This window comes from Aurantiacibacter sp. KMU-128, from assembly GCF_056933515.1.
In genome coordinates, this window is the sequence record NZ_JBXORT010000001.1 from 867,269 (window position 1) to 883,556 (window position 16,288).

General features: G+C 62.7%; 18 protein-coding genes. 3 read left to right on the plus strand and 15 right to left on the minus strand.

The features are described 5' to 3' along the window. Positions 1-13 precede the first annotated feature (13 nt). A complete protein-coding gene (locus ACS0VV_RS04380; protein WP_483531509.1) occupies positions 14-481 on the plus strand; it encodes a hypothetical protein in 468 nt (155 codons plus the stop codon). A 212-nt stretch (positions 482-693) separates the two neighbouring features. Here ACS0VV_RS04380 and ACS0VV_RS04385 read toward each other — a convergent pair whose 3' ends face one another. The 4 genes from ACS0VV_RS04385 to ACS0VV_RS04400 all read right to left on the minus strand — a co-directional run bounded on the left by ACS0VV_RS04385 (position 694) and on the right by ACS0VV_RS04400 (position 5,419). Continuing rightward, a complete protein-coding gene (locus tag ACS0VV_RS04385; RefSeq protein ID WP_483531510.1) occupies positions 694-1,581 on the minus strand; it encodes a DMT family transporter in 888 nt (295 codons plus the stop codon). A 171-nt stretch (positions 1,582-1,752) separates the two neighbouring features. Beyond that, the gene (locus ACS0VV_RS04390; protein ID WP_483531511.1) at positions 1,753-4,041 is read right to left on the minus strand and encodes an ATP-dependent helicase; all 2,289 of its coding nucleotides are present in this window, start codon (positions 4,039-4,041) and stop codon (positions 1,753-1,755) included. Between the two features lie 50 nt (positions 4,042-4,091). Further along, positions 4,092-4,637 (minus strand): 16S rRNA (guanine(966)-N(2))-methyltransferase RsmD, encoded by a 546-nt coding sequence (rsmD, locus tag ACS0VV_RS04395; protein WP_483531512.1) that lies wholly within the window; start codon positions 4,635-4,637, stop codon positions 4,092-4,094. Continuing rightward, the gene (locus ACS0VV_RS04400) at positions 4,634-5,419 is read right to left on the minus strand and encodes a pseudouridine synthase (protein ID WP_483531513.1); all 786 of its coding nucleotides are present in this window, start codon (positions 5,417-5,419) and stop codon (positions 4,634-4,636) included. The genes rsmD and ACS0VV_RS04400 overlap by 4 nt, the downstream gene beginning before the upstream one ends. A 66-nt stretch (positions 5,420-5,485) precedes the next feature. On the opposite strand from ACS0VV_RS04400, the gene ACS0VV_RS04405 reads away from it, so the two are divergent. Beyond that, positions 5,486-7,216, plus strand: a complete 1,731-nt coding sequence (locus tag ACS0VV_RS04405) for an AmpG family muropeptide MFS transporter (protein ID WP_483531514.1) — start codon at positions 5,486-5,488, stop codon at positions 7,214-7,216. A 1-nt stretch (position 7,217) separates the two neighbouring features. Here ACS0VV_RS04405 and ACS0VV_RS04410 read toward each other — a convergent pair whose 3' ends face one another. The 7 genes from ACS0VV_RS04410 to ACS0VV_RS04440 form a co-directional block, all read right to left on the minus strand. After that, a complete protein-coding gene (locus ACS0VV_RS04410; RefSeq protein WP_483531515.1) occupies positions 7,218-8,549 on the minus strand; it encodes a bifunctional folylpolyglutamate synthase/dihydrofolate synthase in 1,332 nt (443 codons plus the stop codon). Positions 8,550-8,712: 163 nt separating this feature from the next. Further along, positions 8,713-9,561, minus strand: coding sequence for an acetyl-CoA carboxylase, carboxyltransferase subunit beta (gene accD / locus ACS0VV_RS04415; RefSeq protein ID WP_483531516.1), 849 nt, complete (start codon positions 9,559-9,561; stop codon positions 8,713-8,715). A gap of 3 nt (positions 9,562-9,564) precedes the next feature. Further along, positions 9,565-10,350, minus strand: a complete 786-nt coding sequence (trpA, locus tag ACS0VV_RS04420; protein WP_483531517.1) for a tryptophan synthase subunit alpha — start codon at positions 10,348-10,350, stop codon at positions 9,565-9,567. Next, positions 10,347-10,703: a hypothetical protein gene (locus tag ACS0VV_RS04425; protein WP_483531518.1), complete on the minus strand. Its 357-nt coding sequence runs from the start codon at positions 10,701-10,703 to the stop codon at positions 10,347-10,349. Before ACS0VV_RS04425 ends, trpA begins: the two co-directional genes overlap by 4 nt. Then, on the minus strand, positions 10,700-10,858 hold the full coding sequence (locus tag ACS0VV_RS04430; protein WP_483531519.1) for a hypothetical protein: 159 nt from the start codon (positions 10,856-10,858) through the stop codon (positions 10,700-10,702). The genes ACS0VV_RS04425 and ACS0VV_RS04430 overlap by 4 nt, the downstream gene beginning before the upstream one ends. Positions 10,859-10,926: 68 nt before the next feature. Next, a complete protein-coding gene (gene trpB / locus ACS0VV_RS04435; protein ID WP_483531520.1) occupies positions 10,927-12,144 on the minus strand; it encodes a tryptophan synthase subunit beta in 1,218 nt (405 codons plus the stop codon). Continuing rightward, complete coding sequence (locus ACS0VV_RS04440; protein ID WP_483531521.1) at positions 12,141-12,788, minus strand: phosphoribosylanthranilate isomerase; 648 nt, start codon at positions 12,786-12,788, stop codon at positions 12,141-12,143. Before ACS0VV_RS04440 ends, trpB begins: the two co-directional genes overlap by 4 nt. 101 nt (positions 12,789-12,889) lie before the next feature. Here ACS0VV_RS04440 and ACS0VV_RS04445 point away from each other — a divergent pair, with 101 nt between their 5' ends. Continuing rightward, positions 12,890-13,387 carry a hypothetical protein gene (locus ACS0VV_RS04445; RefSeq protein WP_483531522.1) on the plus strand — a complete coding sequence of 166 codons (498 nt, stop codon included), beginning with the start codon at positions 12,890-12,892 and terminating at the stop codon, positions 13,385-13,387. Here the strand turns inward: ACS0VV_RS04445 and ACS0VV_RS04450 are convergent. From ACS0VV_RS04450 to purB, 4 genes are all read right to left on the minus strand, one after another. Then, a complete protein-coding gene (locus ACS0VV_RS04450) occupies positions 13,384-13,746 on the minus strand; it encodes a bleomycin resistance protein (protein WP_483531523.1) in 363 nt (120 codons plus the stop codon). The two genes, ACS0VV_RS04445 and ACS0VV_RS04450, sit on opposite strands and share 4 nt — an antisense overlap. Before the next feature lie 3 nt (positions 13,747-13,749). After that, positions 13,750-14,424, minus strand: coding sequence for an orotidine-5'-phosphate decarboxylase (gene pyrF / locus ACS0VV_RS04455; protein ID WP_483531524.1), 675 nt, complete (start codon positions 14,422-14,424; stop codon positions 13,750-13,752). Next, positions 14,421-14,825 carry a LapA family protein gene (locus tag ACS0VV_RS04460; protein ID WP_483531525.1) on the minus strand — a complete coding sequence of 135 codons (405 nt, stop codon included), beginning with the start codon at positions 14,823-14,825 and terminating at the stop codon, positions 14,421-14,423. Before ACS0VV_RS04460 ends, pyrF begins: the two co-directional genes overlap by 4 nt. A 72-nt stretch (positions 14,826-14,897) precedes the next feature. Further along, the gene (gene purB, locus ACS0VV_RS04465; RefSeq protein ID WP_483531526.1) at positions 14,898-16,211 is read right to left on the minus strand and encodes an adenylosuccinate lyase; all 1,314 of its coding nucleotides are present in this window, start codon (positions 16,209-16,211) and stop codon (positions 14,898-14,900) included. Positions 16,212-16,288 lie beyond the last annotated feature (77 nt).

The window sequence follows — 16,288 nt, forward strand, 5'->3', positions numbered from 1 at the left end:
GTTCGGAAGGTATTTGACTGTTGCAGTAATCGCCGCATCCGCAGGCATCGGTGTCGGAAAGGCTGACCTGTTCGAAGACGGCATGGGCTATCCTCCGCATCGGGCGGAAACGACTGTATCTGCCGATTGCGGTTTCGCGTCGTCGGCCGTTACCTACTCCCAGCCGAGAGACGATGAAGGTCGCAGGGGCTTCGTGATCAACCGGCTCGAGCGTTTCGACTGGGATGGTGAAGAGCGTGCTGCGCTCTTAGTGCCTGAATTGCCGGAAGCCATTACGGCAATGGAAACGCCGGTTGTCCGGTTGGTCGCGCCATCTTGTCTCGACGAAGCTGGCGAGAGACTTCAGATCACCAGCTTCTACATGACAGACGGTTACGACAACGCGTGGCCGGATATGTCGAGTATGGAGGACGTTTCTCTTCTGTCCGTAAACATCCGCGATGATGGGTCGGTGCGGATGTCTGTCCAAGACTTACGCTGACGGTATGACGACAGCTTCGTAAATGGCGAAGCTATGAGGGGAAAGAGTTGCAGCAGTCTGGCAGACCTCGAACCTCCTTGGCTTTACCATCGGGCTTTAGTTGGGAGGATGCGGTGGCTCGGATCGGCGAGGAAGACGGCTAAGGCCGCAGAGACGCAATTGGGTTGGCTCGGACAGAGCGGGCTCGGGGATGCGATACGGGCGGTTTATGACTAGAGCCTGGGCCGTACCAGCAGTCCCTTAAAGAAGGTCGCGCTCGGACGGATCGTGATAACGAGCACACCTGCCACCGCCAAAGCTCCGCCCACCAGCATCAGCCCGCTCACCTCGTCACCGGTGATACTTGCGCCCATCAGGATAGTGAAAATCGGCGTCAGAAGCGTGATCGGTGCGACGACGCCCGCCTCGTTGCGTTGCAGGACGTGGAAATAGGCGGTGTGCGCGAATACCGAGACGACGATTCCCGAAAAGGCGAGTGATGCGCCAAAGGGCAGCGGCCGCGCGGTGATGGCGGCGACCTGACCGCTCTCCAGCAAAAGGCTCAGCGGAAACAGCAATAGCGTCGAGAAGAACCCCGCCCATGCCATCAACCGCAACGGTGAAAGGTCGATCCGTTTGAGATAGACCGATCCGAGGGCACCCACGAAAGCGCCCGCAAAGATGAACAGGAGCCCTGTGCTATTCGCCCACCCGGCAGGGGAGGCGACCGCGATCAGCACGCCCGTCAGCGCAAGCGCTATGCCGATGGCGCGCCTCCAGCGGACTTTCTCGCCGAGGATAAGGATCGCCAGCAGCACTGTCATCGGCGCGCCTGACAATTGCACGATAGCGGCGGAGGAAGGCGTTGCGTCCTGCAAGCCGATGAACATCAAAGCAAAGCCGAGCCCGCTGACCGACGTGGTAACCAAAGCGACCCGCCACCAGTCCTTCCCCGGCCATTGCAGCCACGGAATAAGCGCCGCGACGACGACCAGCGAACGTAGCGCAGCAAAGAACAGCGGCGGAACGGCGAGGTCCGTGACGACAATCCGGCTGACAATAACGTTCGCCGCCCAGATGACGCAGAGCAAGACGAGGAGGGCGATATCGCGGAAAGACATGGCGTGCGGTTAATAGAGGTCGGTTATGCAGCCCGGGTTTCTCTCACGATAGCCGAGGCAAAACCTTTTACAGGACGGCGATGGCATTTACTTCTGTTCTCCAATCTGGAGGGCGCACCTTTGCGCGCAAGTGGTCGAAATGGTGCAATGACAGGCTAGTTCACCTGCAACTCACCCCAACGTCACAAAACTATCAATCACCCGCTTCTCGCCCGCGTGGTCGAAGGCGATCACCAGCTTGTTGCCTTCCTGCCCCATCACTTCGCCATAGCCGAATTTCTCGTGGAAGACTCGGTCTCCCACGGCGATGTCGGTGCGGGGTTTGGCGGCGAAGCTGGCGGCGCTGCGGGTTGTTTCACGGACGCGTTGCTGCTTGGTGTCGTAGCCGGTGGCGAGCGCGCGTTGCCAGCCGGGGCCTCTGGCTGACGAGCGTTCGGGGCGGTTTTGCGAGACATGGGCGAAGGGGTCTTCGCTCTCGCTCCAATTGGCCTGCCACAAAGATTTGCCGCCCGTCATCGTGGTTTCCACCTCGATATGCTCTTCTGGCAATTCCTCGACAAAGCGGCTGGGGATGGAGCTGTTCCACTGGCCGAAAATGCGCCGGTTCGCCGCGTGCAGGATCGTGCATTTGCGCCGCGCGCGGGTGATCGCGACATAGGCGAGGCGGCGTTCCTCCTCCAGGCTGGCGAGCCCGCCTTCGTCGAGCGAGCGCTGGCTGGGGAACACGCCTTCTTCCCAGCCGGGCAGGAAGACATGGTCGAATTCCAGCCCCTTCGCCGCGTGCATGGTCATGATGGTGACCTTCTCGCCATCGTCGCGCGCGTCATTGTCCATCACCAGCGCGACGTGTTCGAGGAATTGTTCGAGCGTTTCGTATTCCTCCATCGCGCGGGCGAGTTCGATAAGGTTTTCGGCGCGGCCAGCGGCTTCGGGCGAGCGGTCTGCTTTCAGCATTGCGTCATAGCCCGATTCCTCCAGCACGGCGCGGATCAGATCGGCGGGCGTGACAGCCTCGGCCATTTCGCGCCATTGCACGAACAGCCGCATCAGCTGCGCGATAGTGCCGCGCGCACGTGCGGGGAGCTCGTCGCTATCGGCCAGTTCCAGCGCCGCGGCGGCGAGCGGCTGGCGGGTAGCGCGGGCGTGCTGGTACATTTTCTCCAGCGTCTTGTCGCCAAGCCCGCGCTTGGGCTGGTTGTAGATCCGTTCAAACGCCAGATCGTCCGCCGGTTGCGCGATCACCCGCAGATAGGCCAGCGCATCGCGGATTTCGGCGCGCTCGTAAAAGCGGAAGCCGCCGACGATGCGGTAATTGAGGCCGATCTGGATGAAACGGTCTTCGAATTCGCGGGTCTGGTATTGCGCGCGCACGAGGATGGCGATCTGGTCGAGCCCCAGCCCCTCGCGCTCCAGCCGCTCGATCTCCTCGCCGACGCGTCGCGCTTCCTCGGGTGCGTCCCACACGCCGATGACGCGCACTTTCGGCCCGGCGGGAAGCTGCGTCCACAGTGTCTTGCCGAGACGCTGGCTGTTTGCCGCGATCAGGCCGCTGGCGGCGGCAAGGATTTGCGGGGTGGAGCGATAATTCTGCTCCAGCTTCACAACCTTCGCGCCGGGGAAATCCTTGTCAAACCGCAGGATATTGGCGACTTCCGCCCCGCGCCACGAATAGATTGACTGGTCGTCATCCCCCACCACGCAGATATTCTTGCGGCTCTGCGCGATCAGGCGGAGCCACAGATACTGGACGGCGTTTGTATCCTGATACTCGTCCACCAGCACATATTTGAACCGCTGGCGGTATTGCTCCAGCACATCGGTATGCTGGCGGAAAATGGTGAGGACGTGCAGCAGCAGGTCGCCGAAATCGCAGGCATTCAGGCTGATCAGCCGCGCCTGATAGAGGCGGTATATCTCCTGCCCCCGGCCATTGGCGTAGCTCTCATTGTCGACCGGCGTGAGGTCTGACGGGTTGAGCCCCTTGTTCTTCCACGCGTCGATTAGCCCCGCGAGCTGCCGCGGCGGCCAGCGCTTCTCATCGATGTCATTCTCGCGGATCAGGGTCTTGAGCAAGCGCAGCTGATCATCGGTGTCGATGATCGTGTAATTGCTCTTCAGATCGACCAGTTCGGCATGGCGGCGCAGCATTTTCGCGCCGACCGAGTGGAAGGTGCCGAGCCACGGCATCCCTTCGAGCGCGCCGCCGGTCAGCTTGCCCACCCGCTCGCGCATTTCGCGCGCGGCCTTGTTGGTGAACGTAACGCAGAGGATTTCGCTCGGCCACGCCAGCCGCTCGCGCACGATATGGGCAAGGCGATGGGTAAGCGCGGCGGTTTTGCCCGTGCCCGCGCCGGCCAGCATCAGCACGGGGCCTTCGGTCGTCAGCACAGCCTCGCGCTGCGGATCGTTCAGGTGCGCCAGCCATTCGGGCGTGGGGGAAAGGGCAGGGGGAGTCGTCACCGGTGAACAAGTAGAGAACGCTTGCGGCAGCCGCAAGGGCGGCAATGGCCTTATCCGGGCATCCGGAGGAACACCAGCTTGGCCGCGCCCACCTTGCGTTCAGCTTCGACCGCCATGCTGCGCACCTGTGCATCCTCTTTCGCGCCGATTTCCAGCGTGACCCATGTCGCAGGGCCAATCCAACCGAGCCGAACCAGCTTGTCGATTGCGACCGCGCCCGCGCCGGATTTGTAGGGTGGATCAAGCATGATGAGATCGAGCGGTTCCTTCGCAGGACCCAGGCTGAGGACCGATGCCGCCATCACATCGCATTGGGCCTGCGCGCGCAAAGCGGCGATGTTTTTGCGCAGCGCGCGGATGGCGGCGGCGTCCTGCTCGACAAACAGGCAATGCGCCGCGCCGCGACTCAGCGCCTCCAGCCCCAGCGCGCCCGATCCGGCGAACAGATCAGCGACACGCAGTTCGGCAAAGCTGCCAAGACGGCTGGTGAGCATCGAGAACAGCGTTTCGCGCGTCCGGTCCGCCGTGGGCCGCGTGGCGTCACCCGGCGGCGCGGTGAGTGGACGCCGTTTCCATTCTCCGGCGATAATTCTCATGATTTAAGGCTCGCGCGGAACCGCTCGACATCTTCCTTGCCGATTTCCACCGCCGCGCCGCGTGGCAAGTCGGCGAGGCCGAAGGGGCCGTAAGCGGTGCGGATCAGCCGGTTCACTTGCAGCCCGAAATGTTCGAGCACGCGGCGCACTTCGCGGTTCTTGCCCTCCGTGAGCGTCAGCTCGATCCACTGGTTCTGCCCGGTGCGGCGTTCCAGATTGGCGTCGATCCGGTCATACCGCATCCCGTCAACCTCGACGCCCTCAATCAGCGTTTCGAGCTGTTCCTGCGAGATATCGCCAAAGGTACGCGCGCGGTAAGTGCGCGGGATTTCGCTGCTCGGCAATTCCATCTGCCGCTTCAGGCCGCCATCATTGGTGAGCAGCAGCAGTCCCTCGGTATTCATATCGAGCCGCCCCACAGGCATGAGCCGCGGCGTTCCTTGGGGAAGGGCATTGCGCAGAGCCGTGTAGATCGTCGGGCGACCGGAGAAATCGCGTTCTGCCGTCAGCAGGCCGGTAGGCTTGTGAAAGGCGAACAGCCGCGTGCGCTCCGGCTTGGCGACCGGTTTGCCGTCCACTGTCACCCCGCGCAGGCTGGTGAGGAAAGTAGCGGGCGAAGTGACAAACTCATCGCCGATCTTGATGCGCCGATCATCGATCATGCGCTCGATTTCACGGCGGCTGGCAACACCCGCACGGGCGAGCAATTTGGCGATGCGGTCACCCTCAGGGCGTTCATTCTCGGACATAGCATGGCCCTTATCCGCAGAGAGCCTGTTCATCCAGCCTTCCATTGCGATGGTTTAGCAGTATTGCGAACAAGGACATGATTTCGGGGAGTGTCAAAAATGGCTGAGTCCGCCGTGGAGCCAAAGAAGAAGCCGGGCTGGGGAACCCTGTTCAGGAGCCTGCGCAATCCCAAGAGCGGCTATATGGCGCTGTTCGGTTTTGCCAGCGGGCTGCCATTCGCGCTGTTCCTCGGTACGCTCTACGCCTGGCTGAGCGAGGCGGAGGTCGAGCTGGAGACGATGGGCGTCTTCTCGCTGATCGGGCTGGCTTACGCCTTCCAGTTCCTCTGGTCGCCGCTGATCGACAAGGTTTCAATCCCCGGCTTTTCCAAGCTGGGGCGGCGCAAGCAGTGGATCGTACCGTCGCAAATTCTGCTGGGCGTGATCCTGATTGCGCTCAGCCTTTCCAACCCGACCAACGAGGCTATTGGTTGGTTCAGCCTGCTTGCAGGCATCGGTGCGCTGGCGAGTGCCACTCAGGATATCGCCATCAACGCATGGCGCATCGATGTGGCGGACGAGGAAGCGACGCTCGATATTCTCTCCACGGTTTACCAGATGGGCTACCGGCTCGCGGCGCTGGTTGGCGGGGCACTGGGCCTGATTATCGCGGCGCGCATAGGCTGGCCGCAGACCTATCTGATGATGGGTGCCATCCTGCTGGTGATCGGCATTGCCGGACTTTGGGCCCCCGATGCCAAGGTCAATGATGGCGGCGTAGACGATGTCGAGGACGAACTGCTGCTCAGCCTGCGCAAGGCGGGCGAATTGCAGCCTGCCGTGCGGGCGAAAGCGCTGGCGGCGGTGGGCCTGCTTTGGGCAGGTGCCATCGGGACGGTGCTCACCTTCATGTATATGTCGCTGGCCTACGCGCCTGAGGACCGGCCCAATCCCACCGACTTTACGCTGAATTATGGCCCGTGGATCATCGTGGCGACGGTTGTTGTTCCCGCCCTGATTGCCGGATGGATCGCCTCGCAAAAGACCAAGGGCGAGAATGTGCTCGTCGAGGATTTGCCTGAGCGGCAAGGTTCCTCCGCCGTCGACCACTTGTATCGCGCGCTGGTGATGCCGCTGGTGGAATTTGTCGGCCGCATGGGCTGGTCGCTGGTCCTGATCCTGTCGCTGGTGCTGACTTACCGGATTTGCGATGCGATCTGGGGAACGTTCGCCTATCCGTTCTATCTGGGCGAGCTGGAATACACCAATGACGAGGTGGCCTTCGCCTCGAAGTTCTTCGGCGTGGGCGCGATTATCGCCGGGCTGGCGCTTGGTGGCTATATGCTCACCGTAATCGGCCGCATGGCAACGCTGACCTTTGGCGCACTGATCGCTGCTTTGACGAACCTGCTCTATGCCGACATGGCGCTGGGCGGGGCAAATATGCAGGCGGCGAGCGATGCCATCGGCTTTACCGCGCTGATTAATTTCATGGCTCCCTTCGGCTCCGAGGGACTGGCGCGGCTGACCTTCACGATCATGTGGGAGAACCTCGCCATCGGCATTGCCGGTGCGGCCTATGTCGCGTGGCTCAGCTCCATCGTGTCGAAGAAATATTCCGCTGTGCAATATGCGCTGCTGTCCTCGCTCACGCTGCTGGTGGGCACACTTGGGCGCGTCGCGCTGGGTGAGATGATCGAGGATCGCGGCTATCACGCCGTGTTTATTTTCACGACACTGATCGGCTTTGTCGCGGTTGTGTTGTGCGCGCTTGAATGGGTGCGGCAGACCAAGGCAGGCAAGAATAGCGGCGTGGTGCAGCCAGATGCAAAGGCGTTGGCGGCGGAGTAGACTAGTCTGGCCACTCGCGGTTTAACCGCAGTACTTCGCCTGCAAGGTAGAGCGAACCGGCAATCAGCAGCGGGCCGCTCCGGCCTACCTGCGCTTCGATGGCGGCGGTTAGGCCCGGCGCAGCCTCTGCCGTGAGCCCCAGCTCGCGCGCCATTGCGGCCATCTCCTCCGGCTCCACGCCGTCATGCCCGTCCACCGGCACGGCGGTGAGCGAGCGGATATGCGGGGCGATCACGCGGAGGAAGGCGTGTGCGTCCTTCGTCTTGATCATGCCGATAATCGCATCCACCGGCCCGCCCAGCGTCGCCAGATAGCGCGCCAGGGCTTCTGCCGCGTCTTCATTGTGTCCGCCATCGAGCAGCACGGGCCGCTCGCCAGCGAGTTCGGTCAGCGGCCCGGGCCGTAGGGTTTGCAGCCGCGCGGGCCATGTGGCGGCGCGAATGCCTGCGCCCAAAGCCTCCTCCGACACCTGCACCGCATCCTGATGCCGGATCATCGCCACGGCGAGCGCGGCATTGTCCGCTTGATGCGCGCCGGGCAGGGAGGGGAGCGGCAGGACGAGCTCGTCGAGCGCGTCGCGATAGGCGATACCGTCTGGCGACGCCTCGGCAAACCAGTCGCGTCCGCGCATTTTGAGCACAGCTCCGGCAGCAGCGGCACTCTCGGCAATGCGATGTTCGACTTCGGAGGGATAGCTCTGCGTCACCAGTGGCGAACCTGCGCGTGCAATGCCCGCCTTCTCGAAACCAATGCGCACCAGTGGCGGATTTGGTGGCGGAGCGGTCGGGTCTGCCTTCAGCAGCCAGTCGGCATGATCGACTCCCAGCGCTGCAATCCCGCAGGCAGCGGGGCTTTCCAGCACATTGGTCGCATCAAACCGCCCGCCGAGGCCTACTTCGATCACGCAGGCATCGGCCGGTTCGCGATGGAAGGCGAGGAACATCGCCGCCGTAGTGATTTCGAAGAAGCTGGCGGGGAGATCGCCCGCCACATCGAAAACCTCCTCCAGCAGGCTGGCGAGCATTGCGTCGCTGACCAGCTCTCCGCCGATACGGATACGCTCATTATAGCGCACCAGATGCGGCTTGGTGTGGACGTGGACGCGCTTGCCGTCCGCCTCAAGCATTGCGCGCAGGAAGGCGCAGGTCGAGCCTTTGCCGTTGGTGCCCGCGACGTGGAACACCGGCGGCAAGGCGCGCTGTGGATTGCCGAGGCGTTCCAGCAGCGTTTCAATGGTTTCGAGGCCGATCTTGTCGGTAGGCAGCGGAAGTTCGCCGAGCCTGTCCAACTGCCGCTGGACAGCGGGATCGTCCGAAATCGCGAAGTCTTTCATCGCAAAGCCCCCGCCTCTTCAGAGGAGGGGGTTGGGGGTGGTGGCGAGCGAAGCGAGCATCTGGTCTTGCCGAAAAGCACCACCCCGCTGCGACTAGGCATTGCTCCGCAACGCCAAGTCTCACTGCCCCTCCTCTGAAGAGGAGGGGAGGGACTCCCATCCATCAAGCAGCCTTCGCCGGGCTGAGATACATCAGCACGTCGGCCAGAGTGGCCTTCAGCTCCACGCGCGGCACGACCATATCGACCATGCCGTGTTTGTGCAGATATTCGGCGCGCTGGAAGCCTTCGGGCAGCTGCTCGCGGATCGTTTCCTGTATCACCCGCTGGCCGGCGAACCCGATTAGCGCGCCCGGTTCAGCAATATGGATATCGCCCAGCATCGCATAGCTTGCGGTGACGCCGCCCGTGGTCGGGTCTGCCAGCACGACGATGTAGGGCAGGCCAGCCTCTTTCAGCCGCCGCGTCATCACCGTGGCGCGAGGCATCTGCATCAGGCTGAGAATGCCCTCCTGCATCCGCGCGCCGCCCGCAGCGGTCACGCAGACAAAGCCGCAGCGTTCGTCCAGCGCCTTTTGCGCCGCGGCGATAAAGGCGTCGCCCACCGCCATGCCCATGCTGCCGCCCATAAAGGTGAAGTCCTGCACGCCGACCACGGCGGGAACGCCCTCGATCGTGCCATGCGCCGCGGTGAAGGCATCGGGGCGCGGATTGCTGGCGCGTGCGGCCTTGATGCGATCCTTGTAACGCTTGGTGTCGCGGAAATTCAGCGGGTCTTCCGCCACTTGGGGCGCGGGGAGGACGGTAAAGCCTTCATCCAGCAGCTGCATCAGCCGCGCATCGGCTCCGATGCGGCCATGATGCTCGCATTTCGGGCAGACATTGAGGTTCGCCTCATATTCCTTCTGGAACACCATCTCCTGACAGCGCGGGCATTTGACCCACAAATTGTCGGGGGTTTCGCGCTTGCTCATAAACGGCAGGCGCTCGCGGACTCGGGTTAGCCATGACATGGCTCAGGCCTTTCGCGCAGAATGCACCGCATTGGCAAGCCTTGCAGTGAGTTCGCGCAGATGTTCGGGCGCATCCTTGCCGTGCTTAGCGACCAGATCGACAAACGCGCTGCCGACGACGACACCATCGGCGACGCGGGCAATTTCTGCCGCCTGTTCGGGTGTGCGCACGCCGAAGCCGACCGCGACGGGCAAGTCGCTATGCGATTTGATGCGCGCCACATTGGCTTCGATCGATTCGATGGCGGCGGCCTGCTTACCGGTAATCCCCGCGACCGAGACGTAATACAGAAACCCGCTCGAACCATCGAGCACACGCGGTAGCCGCGCATCGTCGGTGGTGGGCGTGGCGAGGCGGATGGGCGAAATGCCGCGTTCGCGCAGGGCAGGGCCAAGATCGCCATCCTCTTCGGGCGCGAGATCGACGCAGATCACACCATCGACGCCTGCCGCTTCGCACGCTTGCGCAAACCATTCCGGCCCGCGCCGGATCATCGGATTGGCATAGCCCATCAGCACCAGCGGCACATCGGGGTGACGCTGGCGGAAGGCGCTGGCGAGTGCGAAAACATCGGCGGTTGTGATGCCATTGCCGAGCGCACGGATGTTCGCCGCCTGAATGGCGGGGCCGTCCGCCATGGGATCGGTGAACGGCATTCCCAACTCGATAACATCCGCGCCGCCCGCAACGAGCGCATCAAGATTGGCCGCCGTGTCGCCATCGCCAGCGGTGATGAAGGCGACGAGAGCGGGGTGGGAGGCGGAAAAGGTGGTGGTGAGGCGGGTCATTTGGGTTTTCTATATGCCGTATGCTGGAGACTGAAAACGACTGCCAACATGAAGATCAAGACCAAGTAGTAGGTCAGGGATTTGTCACTCGGACCAAAGATCAGCCTTGCCAGACCAAACACTCCCGCGCCAACGACCAAGAAAATCGGAACCTTCGTTAGCGCGGCCAGAGGTCTCAGTTTGAGATCGCCCCTCTTTAGTCGGATAGTGACATCTATCAGCAGCAAGCCCGTTCCAACCAGCATCGATAAGCCGAAGCTCGTGAGCCAAAGTGTTTCTCGAAGATCAAAGACATTGATCGTCACAGCTTGCAGCATTCCAAGCACTATGAAGATGAAGCCAGCCGTCTTCAATTGCCCGTCTCCGAGCCACTAATAGAATCGTCATTCCGGCGAAGGCCGGAATCCATCGCGCCATCCGCGCTGTCGGTGAAATGGATCCCGGCCTTCGCCGGGATGACGGTTTGGGCGTTATCACCGATTTCGTCATTGCGAGCGGAGCGAAGCAATCCAGTCCCTGCGCTACTGGATTGCCGCGTCGCCTGCGGCTCCTCGCAATGACGGAGAAGGGCGGGCCTCAAATCTCCACTCCCAGCGCCTCGGCGACGGTGAAAATGTCCTTGTCCCCGCGTCCGCACAGATTCATCAGGATCGCCTGATCCTTGTCCATTAGCGGGGCGCGTTTGGCGACGGCGGCGATGGCGTGGCTCGGCTCCAGCGCAGGGATGATGCCTTCGGTGCGGCAGAGCAGCTGGAACGCCTCCAGCGCCTCGTCATCGGTCGAGGAGGTGTATTCGACGCGGCCTGTCTCTTTCAGCCAGGCGTGTTCCGGCCCGATGCCCGGATAATCGAGCCCCGCGCTGATCGAGTGGCCTTCGGTGATCTGGCCGTCTTCGTCCTGCAGCAGGTAGGTCTTGTTGCCGTGGAGCACGCCGGGGAAACCGCCCGCAAGGCTGGCTGCGTGTTCGTCTCCATCCAGACCCTTGCCCGCTGCCTCGACGCCGAGCAATTTCACTTCCGGATCGTCGAGGAAGGGGTGGAACAGGCCGATTGCGTTCGATCCGCCGCCGATGCAGGCCACCGCAAGATCGGGCAGCTTGCCGGTGCGATCGAGCATTTGCTGGCGCGCCTCGCGCCCGATCACGCTCTGGAAATCGCGCACAAGCTCAGGGTAGGGATGCGGGCCAGCCGCTGTGCCGATGATGTAGAACGTGTCATGCACATTGGCGACCCAGTCGCGCAGCGCCTCGTTCATGGCATCCTTCAGCGTCCCGCGCCCCGCCGTTACCGGCACGATCTCCGCGCCCAATAGCTTCATGCGGAAGACGTTGGGCGATTGCCGCCGCACGTCTTCTGCGCCCATATAGACCACGCAGGGGAGGCCGAAACGCGCGCAAACGGTCGCGGTGGCGACGCCGTGCTGGCCCGCTCCCGTCTCGGCAATAATGCGCTTCTTGCCCATCCGCATGGCGAGCAGGATTTGCCCGATGCAATTGTTGATCTTGTGCGCGCCCGTATGGTTCAGCTCGTCCCGCTTGAACCAGATTTGCGCGCCGCCCAGTTCCTCGGTCAGGCGCGGTGCGAAATAGAGCGGGCTTGGGCGGCCCACATAGTGTTCGAGCAAGTCGTCAAACTGCGCCTTGAACGCCGGATCGCCCTGCGCCTTGCGATATTCGCGCTCCAGATCGAGGATCAGCGGCATCAGCGTTTCGGCAACATAGCGCCCGCCAAATTGCCCGAAATGCCCGCGATCATCGGGCTGGGTGCGGAAGCTGTTTGGTTTCTGTTCGGTCATATCGCTTCCCTAGCCGCAAGTGCCGCCTTGCAGAAAGCGGCAATTTTGGCCGTATCCTTCACGCCCTTTTCGCTTTCGAGGCCGCTCGACGCATCGACCAGCTCCGCGCCGGTAAAGCGAATCGCATCGCCGACATTTTCAGGAGTGAGGCCTCCGGCAAGTCCCCAAGGCAGCACGTGCTCGTGCCCGATCAGCAGCCGCCAATCGAGGGCGAGGCCATTCCCGCCCGGCAGCGCGCCCGCCGCCGCGTCATACAGCAGGCGGTGTGCCGCATCCTTGAAGCGCGCGGCCTTTTCCAGCGTGGCGGCGTCCTTGATGCCGAGCGCCTTCCAGATCTCGATTTTGGTCTTGGCCTTCAGAATGGCGAGCCATTCGGGCGTTTCCGCGCCGTGCAATTGCAGCACGTCGGGCTGCAATTCCTGCAGAGCGAGCGCGGTTTCGGTGGGGTCGAGGCTGACGGTCAGCAGCACCACCTTGACACTTTCGGGCACCCGCATCCGCAGCTTCGCGGCATCTTCGAGGCTGACATGCCGCGGGCTCGGCTCATAATGGACAAGCCCGATATGCGTAGCCCCCGCATCAATGGCGGCGTCGACAGTGTCGGGCGTGGTGAGCCCGCAGATCTTGATCAGCTGTTGCGGCATGGGGAGGGGGCTTAGGTGAATTGCGTTGGCGGGGAAAGTGGGCAAAAAGAGAGAAATGCAGCGCCAGCAGGTGCCGGGCGGGAAGAAGGGGCTTGGTGGACATGAAACGGTATTTCGCAACGCTTGCAGCTATTTCGCTCGCGGCCTGCAATCCGGTGGCGCAAATGGACCAGAGCGAGGCGCGGATCGATGCGTTTCACCAACAGTTCGCGGCTGGCGACGGTGATGCCATCTGGAACGGGCTGCACGAAGAAGCGCGCGCCTCGGCCACGCGCGAGCAGTTCGAAGAGCTGATGACGATGGTGCGCGGCGCGCTGGGCGAATTGCAGGCGAGCGAGCGTACGGGCTTTAACGTCAGCACCAATAACGGCGTCACCTCGACCACGATCACCATGGCCTCGACCTATGAACAGGGCGAGGCAGTCGAAACCTTCACCTTTGTCGGACAGGGTGAGGATATGCGGCTGCTCGCATGGAACATCGATTCCGCCGCGCTGCTGGCTCCGGCGATCGAAGCGGCAAACAATCCCGACAGCACGCTGGATGCCGAAGTCGATGCGAGTGTGGAAGTGACCGAAATTCCGGCGGAAGCAAACTAGTCGTTCTGGATAAGCCGCAGCAGCGTCCCGTCGGGGTCAACGAGGTAGGCGATAGTCAGGCCGCTCGCCTCTCGCTGTGGCGGGTGATAGCGGGGAATGCCGGTTTTGGCTTGCGGCACATTTGACGCGGCTAGCCGCGCCACCAGTCCGCCCAAGTCATCGAGCCGGATGCAACAGCCAAAGCTGCTGGCGTAGGGATCGAGATCGGGGAAAGGGAAGAACTCCAACTGCACGCCGCCGCGTTGGAGGATCATCCAACCCTCGCTGCGATAACTGCACTCGAAGCCAAGCGCCGAGTAGAACGCCTCGGTCGCGGTGAAATCGCGCGAGGGCAGGTTGGGTGTGGCGTGGTCGGTCATTTTCTACAACGTCCCCTCAATCGCTCGCGCCGCTGCCAACGGATCGTCCGCACGGCTTATCGGGCGGCCTATTACCAGCACGCTTGCGCCGTCATCGCGGGCCTGACGCGGGGTGACGACGCGCTTCTGGTCGCCGGTTGCCTTGCCGCCGGGGCGCAGGCCGGGGACGACGAAGAAGCCCTTCTTCCATTGCTGGTGAACCGCTTTCACCTCGTGACCGGAGCAGACAATTCCGTCGAGCCCGCTTGCCTCTGCCAGTTCGGCCAGACGCATCACCTGATCGTGCGCCGTGCCGCCGACACCGGTGCGGTTGAGCGCGGTGTCATCAAGGCTGGTAAGCACAGTCACCGCGACGACCTTGCAGTCCTCCCCTGCCGCTGCCTTCGCATCCTCCATCATCGCGCGCCCGCCACTCGCATGGACGGTGACGATCGCAGGTTGCAACACATGGATCGACTGCATCGCACCCGCCACGGTGTTGGGGATGTCATGCAGTTTGAGGTCGAGGAAAACGGGCAGGCCGAGATGGGCGATTTCGTGCACACCGTGATGGCCATGCGCGCAGAAGAATTCGAGGCCCAGCTTCACGCCGCCAATGTGGCCTTTGACCTTCTCGCACAAAGCCTTGGCCGCATCGAGTTGCGGCACGTCGAGCGCGAGATAGACGGGATTGCTCATGCTTTGGGCGCTTCGTCGGTGGGAGACAGCGGGCTGTCACTATCAGCGATATCCGCGCCGGGGGTCGGCTCGTAAGTGGTGGCGGGCGCTGCCTCGGGCTCGGGTGTCGCGGTTTCGCCCTCCACCGGCTCCGGCGCGGCGACAGGGGTTGCGGCCGCAGTGCGGACGGCATTTTCCAGACTGGTCACCTTGCGCCGCCACTGCCACTTGGCCGCGCGGTAATACAGCCACATGGGCACAAATCCGATCACGAAGCTGACGATGACGATTGCGGGCAGTTTGGTATCGACCACAATGCCGTCCCAGATGCGCACCGTCACGGTCGGATCCCAATTGGCGATGGAGAACAACAACAGCGCCACCAGCAGCAAGACCCAGATCGCTGTGCGGATGATTTGCATTGTGGTGTGTCCTCCCGGCAGTTGCAGCTAGCCCGATGCTAGGCGAGGGCGCGCGCGATGGGAAGGCCCCGCTTAACTTCCAAACACCCGAGCGAAGATAGTGTCGACATGCTTGAAGTGGTAATCGAGGTTGAACTTGTCCTCCAGCTCCGCCTCGCTCATCGCGGCGGCGACTTCCTCGTCGGCTTTAAGCAGTTCGAGCAGCGAGAGCTGGCCGTCCGATTCCCACACCTTCATCGCATTGCGCTGGACAAGGCGATAGGCGTTGTCGCGGGTGATGCCCGCCTGGGTGAGCGCCAGCAGCACGCGCTGCGAATGGACGAGGCCGCCCATCCGGTCGAGATTCTTCTGCATCCGGTCTGGATAGACGAGCAGTTTGTCGACCACGCCTGTGAGGCGGGCGAGGGCGAAATCGAGCGTGATGGTCGCGTCCGGCCCGATGAAACGCTCGACCGACGAGTGCGAGATATCCCGCTCGTGCCACAGCGCCACGTTTTCGAGCGCGGGCATGGCATAGGAGCGAATCATGCGCGCTTGGCCGGTAAGGTTTTCGGTCAGGATCGGGTTGCGCTTGTGCGGCATGGCCGACGAACCCTTCTGGCCGGGTGAGAAATACTCCTCCGCCTCCAGCACTTCGGTGCGCTGCAAATGGCGGATTTCGACCGCTAGGCGTTCGATGGACGACGCGATCACCGCGAGGGTGGCGAAATAGGCCGCGTGCCGGTCGCGCGGGATCACCTGCGTGCTGACGGGTTCGACCGTCAGACCAAGCTGCTCGGCAACATATTCCTCAACCGAAGGATCGATATTGGCGAAAGTGCCGACTGCGCCGCTGATCGCGCAGGTGGCGATTTCGGCGCGGGCGGCGACCAAACGATCACGGCATCGGTCGAATTCGGCATAGGCCTGCGCCAGCTTCAGCCCGAAAGTCGTCGGCTCGGCATGGATGCCGTGGCTGCGGCCGATGGTGGCGGTGTATTTGTGCTCTTCCGCACGGCGTTTGATCGCCGCTAGCAGCGCGTCCATGTCATCCAGCAGCAAATCGGTTGCGCGCGCCAGCTGCACCGCCAGCGTGGTATCGAGCACATCTGAAGAAGTCATGCCCTGGTGCATGAAACGCGCTTCCGGCCCGACCTGTTCGGCCACCCAATCGAGGAAGGCGATCACATCATGCTTCAGCACCGCTTCCTTCGCGTCAATCGCCGCCACATCGATGCCGGGGTTCGTCTCCCACCAGTCCCACAGCGCCTTTGCTCCACTTTCGGGCACGACGCCCAGTTCGGCGAGCTTCTGCGTCGCATGCGCTTCGATCAGGAACCAGATCTCGTATTTCGTTTCCGGCTCCCAGATAGCGGTCATGGCGGGGCGGGCGTAACGGGGGACCATGGAAGACTCCGGTGCGAATGGTAAGAAGTTGCGGCGCGGCTATTAGCTACGGCGCGCTATGGCAAGCGGTCGAACGC